Here is a 12,192-nt window from a genome sequence, read left to right on the forward strand (position 1 = left end):
GGTCATGAAGATTATAGGAATTACAGGCGGCGTGGGCGCTGGAAAGACGCAGATACTGGAGTACCTGAACAATAGATACGGAGCGACCGTCTGCCAGACGGATGCGGTAGGAAAGAAGCTCCAGAAGAAGGGAACGAAATGTTTTGACGCGATTGTCGCAAGTTTCGGCACAGAGATTCTGGATGAGAAAGGGGAGCTTGACCGGGATAAGCTGGCTGGCATCGTGTTTTCCGACAGCGCAAAGCGAAATGAACTCAATGCAATCGTCCATCCGGCGGTGGCGGAAGAGATCCGCCGGAAGATTGGGAAGGAGGAGCGCAAGAATACCAATCTGTTCATCATAGAATCCGCCCTTCTGATCGAGACGCATTACGACGAAATCTGTGACGAGGTTTGGTACATTTACGTGGAGGCGTCCATCCGTAAGAAACGGTTGGTCTATGCCAGAGGCTATGATGCGAAGAAGGTGGACGACATCATTGCGGCGCAGCTTCCGAAAGATGAGTTCATGAAGCATTGCGACCGGGTTATTGACAACAGTAATACATTTGAAGAAACGCAGGCACAGCTTGACGAGATTGTGGCAGATTTGTAGGAAGGGCAAAAGGAAATGATGAGACTATGCAGCATTGCCAGCGGGAGCAGCGGCAACTGTATCTATGTAGGGGATGACGGGACGCATCTCTTGGTAGATGCGGGCATCAGCAAGAAGCGGATTGAGGAGGGGTTACATACGCTGGGCGTCACGGGAGAGGAACTTGGCGGAATCCTGATTACCCATGAGCATATAGACCACATTCAGGGACTCGGAGTGTTCAGCAGGAAATATAAGGTTCCCATCTATGGGACGCAAGGTACGCTGGAAGGCATCCGCTGCTGTAATTCCTTGGGAAAGATGCCAGACGGGCTGCTCCATGAGGTTAGGGCAGACGAGCCATTTTCCATCGGCGGCATGAAAATCTGTCCCTTTTCCATCTCCCATGACGCGAGGCAGCCTTCGGGATATCGGATTGAGAATCAGGAGAAGTCTGTGGCTGTGGCAACAGATTTGGGAAAGTATGACGGGTATACGGTGGAGAATCTCAAGAACCTGAATGCGTTGGTATTGGAGGCAAACCATGATATCCACATGCTGGAGGTGGGACCCTATCCTTATCCGCTAAAGAAACGGGTCATGGGGGACCAGGGGCATCTCTCCAACGAATTGTCGGGGAGGCTTCTTTGCGATATACTGCATGACGGGCTGCAGTATGTGGTCCTGGGGCATCTGAGCAAGGAGAACAACTATGAAGAGCTGGCGTATGAGACGGTGAAGCTGGAGGTCAGTTTCGGCGATAATCCATACCGTGGGGAGGATATCCCTATGATGGTAGCGAAGAGGGATACGGTGTCTGAAATTATCACATTATAGGAGACAGGTGAGGTGTTAGGATGGGAAGAGTAGCGGTTGCGACAGACAGTAACAGTGGAATTACACAGAAAGAAGCAGAAAAATTAGGGATACGGGTATTGCCGATGCCGTTTTTCATTAATGGGGAACTGTATCTGGAGGATATCACGCTGACCCAGGAGGAGTTTTACAAGAGGCTTTCGGAGGATGCAGATATTTCCACATCCCAGCCGTCGCCGGGGGATGTTATCGACCTGTGGGACGAGATTTTGAAGGAGTATGACGAGATTGTCTATATCCCTATGTCCAGTGGTTTGAGTAGTTCCTGCGAGACGGCCATTGGGCTTTCACAGGATTATGACGGTAAGGTGCATGTCATAGATAACCAGAGGATTTCCATTACCCAGCGCCAGTCTGTGCTGGACGCCCTTGAGATGGCGAAGAAGGGCATGAGTGCTCAGGAGATTGACGATGTGCTGATGCGGGAGAAATTAGAAGCCAGCATTTATATTACCGTGGATACGCTGAAATATCTGAAAAAGGGCGGGCGTGTCACCCCGGCGGCAGCGGCTATCGGCACGGTGCTGAATTTAAAGCCTGTACTCCAGATTCAGGGAGAGAAGCTGGATTCATTTGCAAAGGTGCGCGGATGGAAGGCGGCCAAGAAGACGATGCTGGATGCAGCGGCGAAGGATCTGGCAGGGAGATTCAGCGGAAAAGAGATGTATATCCATGCGGCGTATACCTGTTCTGAGGAAGAGGCGATGGAGTGGAAAGGGGAGATTGAAGCGAAGTTCCCCGGCTATGATATCCATATGGACAAGCTGTCGCTAAGCGTGTCCTGCCATATCGGGGCAGGGTCAAAAGCGATTGCATGTATTAAGAAGGCGGAATATTAGTACAGCATTGCGCCGATAATACAGGCGGCGCGGTAAATCAAAATCGAGCGTGTCAATTAGGGAATACCAGCATCAGATTCTTAAAATCTGCTGCTGGTATTCGTTGATAAATGGCATTTTATATTTATTGGTGATGATACTTTCGTAGAGATTGGCGGCGAAGATATCTGTTTTTAGCATAGAAAGCCCGGCGCTGCTTAGGTTTCCCGTCTGGGTAAGTTTCGTCACAAGAGGGACTTGGGAGCTGTTCTTCAGTAGGGAGAAGAGTCTCCGTGCATCTTTGCGGAAACCAAGGATGCGGGCATACTGGCAGTATCCCTGTTCCTTGTAAGTCAGCAGGTCTTCCTTGCGGATGTTCAGCAGGATGTGGAACAGGCAGCGGCAGATGCGGCTTAGGGTCATCTCCCGGGTCTTTAACTGGTCGCTGAACTGGTCGAAGGAGATAAAGTCGTTGGCGTTGTTGATGATGCGGTTCGCCAAGTCTTCCGAAATATCTAAGTATTTTGTCAGAGATTCTCTTGTCTCGGTCAAAAGCCGGTATTTTAATAACAGAGAGAAATCGTTGGGGTATACGGGGTAGCGGCTGTGGTGCGTCTCTTCCAGCAAACGGATGCAGGAGGGCGGCACTTGCCCCTCTAAACGGCCTAGGACTTCGGACATGGAAGGCTCGTCGAACATGCCGTCTTTCTCTAAGAGAACGGACTGGCTGGAAAAGCTTAGGAGTCTGCGGATGGCGGAGGCAGAGCTGTAGGAGCCCGTAAGGCTCGTGTCATGGTAGCCGGACACCATGCGTTTGATGGTGTAGGACTTCATGGGGCTTTTTCGCTGGTACAGGGCTTTGATGTACTCGATTCCTAAGATGTTGTTGGGCTGTTCGAGAACCAGGTCAAGCGACTCGTCCTGCAAATATTCTTTAAGCGCCTTCTGGCGTGCCAGGGGGAAGGACATGCCGTTTTTCAGGGCTTGTTTTAAAGACTGCCGGTATCCTTCCGGCTCGTCGGCAAGGATATGCGCCACCCTTGCAAGAAGCCCGTAATCGCCGCATTCGCTGCCGAAGCAGATAGAATCCACGCAGCCGAGCCGTTCAAATAAATCAATGGCTCCTGCAGCGAAATATTCTGCGCTTCCGACGGCGTAACAGACCGGCAGTTCCATCAGGATATCCACTCCTGCTTCCAAAGCGATTTCCGCCCGCAGATGCTTGGGCATGATGGCGGGTGCGCCGCGCTGGACGTAGTTCCCGCTCATGACGACGATGACGGAATCTGCGCCGGTAATCTCTTTTGCTTTCTCAATATGATATAAATGCCCGTTGTGGAACGGGTTGTACTCTGTAATCAGTCCGACTATTTTCATAAGAATCTCCTTGTATATCTTTCTGAAATTGATTATACTATATTAAAGTTGTATATGCAAATGTATGTTGGGAGAAGGCTTGCGGTCATGCCGTATCAGGGATGAAAGACGTGTTTTGTAAGGGTTGGCGGATACGGGCAGGGCGCAGTCTTGATATTTGCGGGCTGATATGTCAGGAAGGAGGGGATACATGATGAGCGAAGAATGGGTAGAAGAGCAGAAGGAAGAATTGACGGATGAGCGAATCTTGCAGATGCTTGGGGAGCGTCAGTATAAAGAGCTGAAAGAAGAGTTGGAGAACCATATGTATCCGGTTGACCTGGCGGATATACTGGAAGGATTCGGGCAGAAGCAGATGGTAATGGTGTTCCGGCTTCTGGCGAAGGAAGAAGCGGCGGAGACATTTACCTATATGAACAGCGATATGCGCGAGCTGCTGATTAATTCTTTGACGGACTCCGAGCTTGAGGAAGTCATGGAAGAGATGTATCTGGACGATACGGTAGACGTGTTGGAGGAGATGCCGGCGAACGTAGTGGACCGTCTCCTGCTGGCGACGGACGAGGAGAAGCGCAGGCAGATTAACCAGCTTTTGCAGTATCCTGAGGACAGCGCCGGTAGCGTGATGAATGTGGATTACATTGCCCTTCGCAAAGAGATGACGGTCGCTGAGGCGATTCTTAGAATCCGGCAGGTGGGACTGAACCGTGAGACCATCTATACCTGTTACGTGACGGAGAAGAAGAAACTTATCGGTCAGGTGGACGTGAAGGAGCTTCTGACTACCAGTGAGTCGAAACGGATTGAGGAAATCATGGAGACGAACATGCTCTACGCCCATACAACGGATGACCAGGAGGACGTGGCATGGACAATCACCAAGTATGGTTTGATTGCGCTGCCCATTGTGGACCGTGAGATGTGTATGGTGGGGATTGTCACCGTCGATGACGCTATGCTGGTCCTGCAGGAGGAGACGACAGAGGATATCAGTATCATGGCGGGTGTCCAGCCCAGTGAGGAGTCGTATTTCGGGACCACCGTGCTAGAGCATGTGAAGAGCCGTATTCCGTGGCTGATGTTCCTGATGCTCTCTGCGACTGTGACCCAGATGATCATGAACAGTTACGAGAGCGCCCTTGCGGTGATGCCGCAGCTTGCGGGGTTTATTCCCATGTTGACGGGTACGGGGGGAAATTGCGGTTCTCAGAGTTCGACCCTTGTGATTCGTGGGCTTGCAGTGGAAGAGATTGAGTTTGCCGACCTTTTGAAGGTAATCTGGAAGGAGGTTCGGATTGCTGTCTGTATCAGCGTCATCCTTTCTGTGGTCAACGGTATCCGTATCATGCTGATGGGGCAGGGCGACGCCACGATGGCATTTACCATTGGGGTTACGATGGCGTGTACGATTATTATTGCGAAGGTGGTGGGGTGTACCCTGCCTCTTGTGGCGGAAAAAGTAGGGCTTGATCCGGCGATTATGGCGACGCCGCTGATATCCACGCTGGTAGATATCAGTACGATTAGTGTGTATTTTGCAATTGTCAGCGCGGTGTTTGCGCTTTAAAAGATGGTTGGGCGGGCGGACTAACGTCCGGCAATGTATTAAAAAATAGACATAAGATTTAAGAACAGACCTTGTCCGTAAGGTTTCTTTGTATTATAATCCCATCTTTAACACTTGCAAAAGTCTAAAGAGGCGCTATCCCTTGATTTTACTAGGATTGCGCCTCTTTAGCTTTGATTATGGATGTTGTATGGAAAGACTATTTTGAAATTTTTTTGATCTTTTTATTTAGTTCTTTCGGTTGATAGTATTTTTTATCCAGACCAAGCCCCCAAATTGCATTTAGGGCTGTGCATACCTTAGAATTGTCGTAGGTTGACATGTAACACATATCTTCTATATTGGCTACTTCCATGTTCTTTAAGGTTTCAATGATATTTTCAATAGAAAAGTGTGTTCCATATCGGTTTAATTTTGTTTCTAACAGCCGGTATATCAGAAGCGATGTATAACAGATCATAAAATGTGCAACAATCCGCCGGGGCTTCTGATGGTATACAGGGCGCGCAGAAAGATTTGTCTTCGTGATCCGGAAGCAGTCTTCAATCTTATACCTGTTCGAGCTGATCCCAATTACGGTTTTTACATCGTCATCAAGATTTGTCGCTACCGCATAAAAACCATCATATTTTTCTTCTTTGTCTATAACAGCCTGATCTATTTCGTATGAATCTGTAACAGTCTCCCCACTTTTCGTACAAGAAGTTCTTTTGATGAAGCGCGTGACATCATGAGGCCCCTTTTTATAGGTATCGGGCTCCAGATTCTTAAGAAGTTTTTTTGCCCGTTCAATCTGTCGGTTCCGGATAAAACGCTGGTATTCCATCATTTTTCTGGAAAAAGTTACAATCACCTTTTGTTTTACGGTGGCTTTCGACTTTACTTTTACTGTTTTCCCGTTTTTCAGGTGCTTTTCTTCATAAAGCCCAAGATCGAATGCTTGATCGGCTTCAATGATCTTGTAAGCCTTGTCATTATATAAATCTTTATTTTCAGGATCCCGTTTATCGAAGGATTTCAAATCCTCAATTGTAACAGGTGTGTCAGAAGAAAGAAGCTTATAACCATAATCATTAAAAACAGCTTCTTTCAAATGGTCGGAAAGTTTCTTTACAGACTGGGTGACGATAAAAGCACGGCCGCCCATGGAATTAAAGTTCCTGATATTGAGCGAACCAAGGCCGGCATCTGCACAGTATATAAATTTCTTTTTCTGAAACATCTGTGAGAGCTTTTTTTCCAATGGGATAACGGTTGTCTGTTCATTGTCTGAGCCGGAAGTAATACACATGGACAGAGGGATGCCGTCCGTATCCATGAACAGCCCCATTTCAACAATGGGATTGGGGCGGTGTTCTTTGGATGGACCGTACTTACGCAGCCCCTTGATGGTTTCACCGGTCACTTCATCGACATAATCCTCGTCTTCCATTTCAGTCTCAAAATAATAATTCGTGCAGTCATAGAAACAGACAGAAGTATCCCTCTTAATAATGTTATTGCTTTTCTCGAAAAGATGGGAGATATATTCGTCATAATGATCTGCCATAAGATCCATGGTGCGCATGATATGCATGTAATCGAACTGAGGTTGTTCATAGTAATTTGCCATATGCTGCAGGGAGCTGAGTTTTGAATCCGGCGCAAGAATGCGGTCACAGGTAAGGAAACGGTTCACAAGGTTCGGGTCGAAGGTAATCTTTGAATCGGCTGTTAAGGAGTCAAAGAAAGAACCGATTTCCAGGCTGTGGTAAAGCTGTTGAAGAAAAAAGTAGCCAATATTAAGTTGTTTGCTGGAAGAAGCAAGCGAATCGGAAGCTTTAAGCTTTTCAGCAAAGTTGATCTTGAGTTCTAAAGAAATCTGATGATTAAGTTTAGCCTCCTCATTGAATTTGGCGACCTGCTCTTTGGCATAAGAAAGAGGGTCGTCGGTAATCTTTAGAAGATCAGAATGCCGACCGATCCGTGCAATATTTTTAGTAGTCGTTTTTTTCCCATTCCGGATACCGAGTTGAACGAAATAGGTAGGGTTTTTTGATTTCCTGTCATACCAAAGTTTCATAACACCATTATAGCATAGTTTCACGTGAAACACAACACCATACAACAAAATAATTTCAAAAATTTGACAAAAAAATGCAGGCTTTATAGGGACTGTAGCGATTTTATCTTTTTTTAAGTGTTAAAGATCCGTTTTGCAATTGTCAGCGCGGTGTTTGCGCTTTAAAAGATGGTTGGGCGGGCGGACTAACGTCCGGCAATGTATTAAAAAATAGACATAAGATTTAAGAACAGACCTTGTCCGTAAGGTTTCTTTGTATTATAATAAAAATATTGAGAATAAATGGAAAGGAGTCTATAATCATGGGATTTATAGATGAAATCAAGGCAAAAGCCAAGACAAACAAAAAGACGATCGTGCTGCCGGAGACTGAAGACATCAGGACGTATGAGGCGGCCGAGGCAGTGCTTAAAGAGGGTACGGCGAACCTGGTCCTTGTGGGAAGTGAAGAAGAGATTGCGAAGAACAAGGGGTCATTTGACATCAGCGGCGCGACGATTGTCGATCCGGCGACCAACGAGAAGACGGACGCTTACATTGCGAAGCTTGTGGAGTTAAGGCAGAAGAAGGGAATGACAGAAGAGCATGCAAGGGAACTTTTGCTGACCAACTATCTCTATTATGGCGTTATGATGGTGAAGATGAAGGATGCCGACGGCATGGTAAGCGGTGCGTGCCACTCTACCGCAGATACGTTAAGGCCGTGTCTCCAGATTTTGAAGACGAAGCCGGGAACCAAGCTGGTTTCTGCATTCTTCGTGATGGTAGTTCCGGATTGTGATATGGGAGCGGACGGAACCTTTATCTTTGCAGATTCCGGTCTTGAGCAGAACCCAGACCCAGAGAAGTTAGCGGCAATCGCCCTTTCTTCCGCAGAGTCTTTCCGGACGCTGACCGGAAAGGAGCCGGTTGTGGCAATGCTCTCCCACTCTACCAAGGGAAGTGCAAAACATGCGGATGTGGACAAGGTGTTAGAGGCGACACGCATTGCCAAGGAGAATGCGCCGGAAGGCCTGCTGCTTGACGGCGAATTCCAGCTAGACGCTGCGATTGTGCCGGAGATTGGCGCCTCCAAGGCGCCGGGAAGCCCGGTTGCTGGAAAAGCCAACGTATTGGTATTCCCTGACTTAGACGCTGGTAATATTGGGTACAAGCTGGTACAGAGACTTGCAAAGGCAGAGGCTTATGGCCCTCTTACACAGGGAATCGCAGCGCCGGTGAACGACCTGTCCCGTGGATGCAGCGCACAGGATATCGAGGGAGTGGTAGCCATTACGGCTGTTCAGTGTATGGCGGAAGGTTAGAATGAGTTTGTATATCTGGCTTAAATCAAAAATAACAAGAGAGGGAAAAACAAATGAATGTATTAGTTATCAACTGTGGAAGTTCATCTTTAAAATTTCAGTTAATCAATTCTGATTCTGAGCAGGTTCTTGCAAAGGGACTGTGCGAGAGAATCGGGATTGACGGAAGCCTTACTTATCAGCCGGAAGGCGGAGAGAAGGTAAAGTCTGACAAGGCTATGCCTACACATACGGAGGCAATCCAGTTCGTAATCGATGCACTGACGGATGCGGATACGGGCGTTGTGAAGAGCTTGGGCGAGATCGGGGCAGTAGGACACCGCGTGGTACACGGAGGAGAGAAGTTCGCAAGCTCTGTAGTAATCACCGATGAAGTAAAGCAGGCGATTGAGGACTGTAACGACCTTGCGCCGCTCCACAATCCTGCGAACTTAATCGGTATCAATGCGTGCGAAAAGCTGATGCCAGGAACACCAATGGTTGCAGTGTTCGATACCGCGTTCCATCAGACCATGCCGGAGAAGGCCTATATGTACGGTCTTCCATATGAGTATTATGATAAGTACAAAGTCAGAAGATACGGTTTCCACGGTACAAGCCACAGCTTTGTTTCCAAGAGAGCGGCTGAGCTTGCAGGAAAGCCTTATGATCAGGTTAAGACGATTGTGTGCCATCTCGGGAACGGTGCAAGTATCTGTGCGGTAGAGAACGGCAAGTCTGTGGATACCTCTATGGGACTGACACCTTTGGAGGGCCTTGTGATGGGAACCCGCTCCGGAGATATCGACCCGGCGATTCTGGAGTTCATTTCCAAGAAGGAGGGACTGGATATTGCAGGGCTTATGAACATGCTGAATAAGAAGTCTGGCGTGTTTGGGCTTTCCAACAATCTGTCCAGTGATTTCCGTGATTTGGAAGATGGCGCTAATTCCGGCAACAATGAGGCAAGGATTGCTTTGGAAGTATTCGGATACCGTGTTGCGAAATATGTGGGAAGCTATGTTGCTGCGATGAACGGTGTGGATGTGATTGCATTTACGGCTGGAATCGGAGAGAACTCCGGAACCGTGCGTTCTTCCGTACTCAAGTATCTTGGATACCTTGGAATCAGCGTGGACGAAGAGGCGAACAAGAAGCGCGGGGAAGAGATTACAATCTCTACGGCGGATTCCAAAGTGAAAGTTATGGTAATCCCAACCAATGAGGAACTGGCAATCGCCCGTGAAACCGTTGCATTAGTATAAGAAGTTTAGAAGATGGGTGTTGACAAATTCGTTTTACGTGATATAATAGTCTAGGTGTGAATAGGAGTTTAGCTATGATATTAGACCTATCCAGCGTTCTGTCGGAACAGCATAATACAATAGAACAGACCGTGCCTGTGGAGACGGATGTATTCCGGTGCGAGACGGGAAGTTTTAAACTTGTAAAGAAATCGGATTTGTCGCTTTGTATTGCGTATGCAGGGGACAAGAAGTTAGAGATTTCCGGCAAGGGAAATGTGACGGCTGTGATTCCGTGCGACCGTTGCCTTGCGGATGTGGAGGTGGAGATTCCCCTTTCTTTTTGCAGGAAGGTAAGCGTGGATTTGGAAGCTGCTGGGACGGCAGATGATTTAGACGAATCAAATTATATTGACGGATATAACTTTGACGTAGAACAGTTGATCTACAACGAGTTATTAGCAGGGTGGCCGACGAAAATTCTGTGTAGCGAAGACTGTAAGGGAATTTGCAGCGTATGTGGTCAGAACTTGAATGAAGGGACTTGTGGCTGTGAAGACACAGGTCTTGACCCTAGAATGTCAGTTATCCGTGATGTGTTTAAGAATTTTAAGGAGGTGTAACCTATGTCAATTTGTCCAAAGAATAAGTCTTCTAAGGGAAGAAGAGACAAAAGAAGAGCGAACTGGAAGATGAGCGCACCGAATCTTGTGAAGTGCAGCAGATGCGGCGAGTTAATGATGCCTCATAGAGTTTGCAAGGCTTGTGGTTCTTATAACAAAAAAGAAATCATCCCGCAGGACTAATAAGACGTAAGAAAGAAGTTTCCAGGTATCTGGAAACTTCTTTTGTATGTTGTTTCCATATATTGCGTATATGGTTCTGTTTGGCTACACTCTTCTATATCGAATTTCTATGATTTTTCCCCATTTTGATTTTAATTTAATTAAGGAACAAATGTATAATGTGTCAATTATATTGTCAAGATTTTAGAGCCTATGACACAGCCTGAATTTATGGTATACTTAGTGATATGATAATGTAAATGGTATGAAAAGGAGAATTTGTATGATGATTTTCTGGGGACTTATGATTCCTTTTATCGGTACGACGTTGGGAGCGGCTTGTGTGCTGTTTATGAAAAACGAGCTGAATCCTCTGATTCAGAAAGCGCTTTTGGGATTTGCGGCCGGCGTTATGGTTGCTGCGTCTGTGTGGTCGCTGCTGATTCCGGCCATGGATATGTCGGAGCATATGGGTAAGTTTGCATTTGTGCCGGCGGCGGTCGGATTTGTTCTGGGAATTGGTTTCCTGTTGGCGCTTGACCGGGCGATTCCACATATGCATGTAGGTTCCGACGAAATGGAAGGTCCAAGGTGTGTGCTGAACAAATCTACCATGCTTGTGTTGGCAGTTACGATTCACAATATACCGGAAGGCATTTCCAGCGGGGCTGTATTTGCAGGATTGCTGACAGGCAATGCGGATGTGACGGTTACGGGGGCATTTGCGCTGGCTATTGGAATTGCTGTGCAGAATCTTCCGGAGGGATTTATCGTGTCTCTTCCTGTCAGGAATGAGGGAGAAGGACGTGGTAAGGCGTTCTTGTATGGTTCAATGTCTGGAATCGTAGAGCCGATTGCAGGCGGGATTACGGCGCTGCTTGCAGCTTATATTACTCCGGTCTTGCCGTATCTGCTTGCATTTGCTGCGGGTGCAATGATTTATGTGGTCGTGGAGGAATTGGTGCCGGAGTCTGCAGAAGGGGAGCATAGTAATATTGGGACGATTGGGTTTGCGGCAGGATTTGTGCTGATGATGATATTGGATGTGGCGTTGGGGTAGACGGGCTGTGCGGCTGATTGCCTGACAGAGGGCAAAATAGGATAAAGTGGAAGGAATTGACAATATGCGGATTACACTTGTTACCGTGGGGAAGATAAAAGAAAAATATCTGAGAGACGCTGTTGCGGAATATGTAAAGCGTCTGGGGAAATATTGTAAATTGGAAATTATCGAAGTGGCAGATGAGAAGACGCAGGAACGCGCCAGTGAAACGGAGGAGATGGCTGTCCGTTCCAAAGAGGGGGAGCGGATATTAAAGCATGTGAAGGAAGATGCGTATGTAATTACGCTGGAGATACAGGGGAATCAGATTTCGTCGGAGGAATTGGCAGATAAGATTGAGGGGCTTGGCGTGCAGGGAAAGAGCCATGTTGTGTTCATCATCGGAGGGTCGATTGGACTGGGGATGGAGGTGATGAAACGGTCGGATTATGCGTTGAGTTTTTCGAGGATGACGTTCCCGCATCAGTTGATGCGGGTGATTCTGTTGGAGCAGATTTATAGAGGGTTTCGGATTTTTAATGGAGAACCGTATCATAAATAAAA

12 protein-coding genes are annotated in these 12,192 nt (G+C 47.4%); 10 read left to right on the forward strand and 2 right to left on the reverse strand.

The genetic code is table 11. The annotated features are described in order from the left end of the window. Positions 1 to 4 precede the first annotated feature (4 nt). The 3 genes from coaE to AC6I3O_RS12270 are packed head-to-tail and all read left to right on the forward strand — an operon-like array spanning position 5 to position 2,289. Positions 5 to 595, forward strand: coding sequence for a dephospho-CoA kinase (gene coaE, locus AC6I3O_RS12260; RefSeq protein ID WP_497851129.1), 591 nt, complete (start codon positions 5 to 7; stop codon positions 593 to 595). Between the two features lie 18 nt (positions 596 to 613). Further along, the gene (locus tag AC6I3O_RS12265) at positions 614 to 1,411 is read left to right on the forward strand and encodes an MBL fold metallo-hydrolase (RefSeq protein WP_497853458.1); all 798 of its coding nucleotides are present in this window, start codon (positions 614 to 616) and stop codon (positions 1,409 to 1,411) included. Positions 1,412 to 1,431: 20 nt separating this feature from the next. Further along, positions 1,432 to 2,289: a DegV family protein gene (locus tag AC6I3O_RS12270; RefSeq protein WP_497851130.1), complete on the forward strand. Its 858-nt coding sequence runs from the start codon at positions 1,432 to 1,434 to the stop codon at positions 2,287 to 2,289. Positions 2,290 to 2,361: 72 nt separating this feature from the next. On the opposite strand, the gene AC6I3O_RS12275 is transcribed toward AC6I3O_RS12270, so the two are convergent. After that, positions 2,362 to 3,645, reverse strand: coding sequence for a nucleotidyltransferase (locus tag AC6I3O_RS12275; protein WP_497851131.1), 1,284 nt, complete (start codon positions 3,643 to 3,645; stop codon positions 2,362 to 2,364). Positions 3,646 to 3,874: 229 nt separating this feature from the next. On the opposite strand from AC6I3O_RS12275, the gene mgtE reads away from it, so the two are divergent. Beyond that, the gene (gene mgtE / locus AC6I3O_RS12280) at positions 3,875 to 5,212 is read left to right on the forward strand and encodes a magnesium transporter (protein ID WP_497853459.1); all 1,338 of its coding nucleotides are present in this window, start codon (positions 3,875 to 3,877) and stop codon (positions 5,210 to 5,212) included. Positions 5,213 to 5,411: 199 nt separating this feature from the next. Here mgtE and AC6I3O_RS12285 read toward each other — a convergent pair whose 3' ends face one another. Continuing rightward, positions 5,412 to 7,274 (reverse strand): IS1634 family transposase, encoded by a 1,863-nt coding sequence (locus AC6I3O_RS12285; RefSeq protein ID WP_290451298.1) that lies wholly within the window; start codon positions 7,272 to 7,274, stop codon positions 5,412 to 5,414. A 302-nt stretch (positions 7,275 to 7,576) separates the two neighbouring features. On the opposite strand from AC6I3O_RS12285, the gene pta reads away from it, so the two are divergent. The 6 genes from pta to rlmH all read left to right on the forward strand — a co-directional run bounded on the left by pta (position 7,577) and on the right by rlmH (position 12,190). Next, positions 7,577 to 8,578 (forward strand): phosphate acetyltransferase, encoded by a 1,002-nt coding sequence (gene pta, locus AC6I3O_RS12290; protein ID WP_497851132.1) that lies wholly within the window; start codon positions 7,577 to 7,579, stop codon positions 8,576 to 8,578. A 53-nt stretch (positions 8,579 to 8,631) separates the two neighbouring features. Beyond that, positions 8,632 to 9,822: an acetate kinase gene (locus AC6I3O_RS12295; protein WP_497851133.1), complete on the forward strand. Its 1,191-nt coding sequence runs from the start codon at positions 8,632 to 8,634 to the stop codon at positions 9,820 to 9,822. 74 nt (positions 9,823 to 9,896) lie between these two features. Next, complete coding sequence (locus AC6I3O_RS12300; protein ID WP_497851134.1) at positions 9,897 to 10,424, forward strand: YceD family protein; 528 nt, start codon at positions 9,897 to 9,899, stop codon at positions 10,422 to 10,424. 3 nt (positions 10,425 to 10,427) lie between these two features. Next, on the forward strand, positions 10,428 to 10,607 hold the full coding sequence (gene rpmF, locus AC6I3O_RS12305) for a 50S ribosomal protein L32 (protein WP_159751116.1): 180 nt from the start codon (positions 10,428 to 10,430) through the stop codon (positions 10,605 to 10,607). Between the two features lie 262 nt (positions 10,608 to 10,869). Further along, the gene (locus AC6I3O_RS12310) at positions 10,870 to 11,646 is read left to right on the forward strand and encodes a ZIP family metal transporter (protein ID WP_497851135.1); all 777 of its coding nucleotides are present in this window, start codon (positions 10,870 to 10,872) and stop codon (positions 11,644 to 11,646) included. Positions 11,647 to 11,710: 64 nt separating this feature from the next. Continuing rightward, positions 11,711 to 12,190, forward strand: coding sequence for a 23S rRNA (pseudouridine(1915)-N(3))-methyltransferase RlmH (rlmH, locus tag AC6I3O_RS12315; RefSeq protein WP_497851136.1), 480 nt, complete (start codon positions 11,711 to 11,713; stop codon positions 12,188 to 12,190). Positions 12,191 to 12,192 lie beyond the last annotated feature (2 nt).

The organism is Sporofaciens sp. St.21A7, from assembly GCF_059728535.1.

Excerpts from the sequence above, each read along its gene's own strand:
- AC6I3O_RS12275 (WP_497851131.1), bottom strand. The coding sequence starts at position 3,645 with ATGAAAATAGTCGGACTGATTACAGAGTACAACCCGTTCCACAACGGG.
- pta (WP_497851132.1), top strand. The coding sequence starts at position 7,577 with ATGGGATTTATAGATGAAATCAAGGCAAAAGCCAAGACAAACAAAAAG.
- AC6I3O_RS12265 (WP_497853458.1), top strand. The coding sequence starts at position 614 with ATGAGACTATGCAGCATTGCCAGCGGGAGCAGCGGCAACTGTATCTAT.
- AC6I3O_RS12295 (WP_497851133.1), top strand. The coding sequence starts at position 8,632 with ATGAATGTATTAGTTATCAACTGTGGAAGTTCATCTTTAAAATTTCAG.
- AC6I3O_RS12270 (WP_497851130.1), top strand. The coding sequence starts at position 1,432 with ATGGGAAGAGTAGCGGTTGCGACAGACAGTAACAGTGGAATTACACAG.
- AC6I3O_RS12310 (WP_497851135.1), top strand. The coding sequence starts at position 10,870 with ATGATGATTTTCTGGGGACTTATGATTCCTTTTATCGGTACGACGTTG.
- coaE (WP_497851129.1), top strand. The coding sequence starts at position 5 with ATGAAGATTATAGGAATTACAGGCGGCGTGGGCGCTGGAAAGACGCAG.
- rpmF (WP_159751116.1), top strand. The coding sequence starts at position 10,428 with ATGTCAATTTGTCCAAAGAATAAGTCTTCTAAGGGAAGAAGAGACAAA.
- rlmH (WP_497851136.1), top strand. The coding sequence starts at position 11,711 with ATGCGGATTACACTTGTTACCGTGGGGAAGATAAAAGAAAAATATCTG.
- AC6I3O_RS12285 (WP_290451298.1), bottom strand. The coding sequence starts at position 7,274 with ATGAAACTTTGGTATGACAGGAAATCAAAAAACCCTACCTATTTCGTT.
- AC6I3O_RS12300 (WP_497851134.1), top strand. The coding sequence starts at position 9,897 with ATGATATTAGACCTATCCAGCGTTCTGTCGGAACAGCATAATACAATA.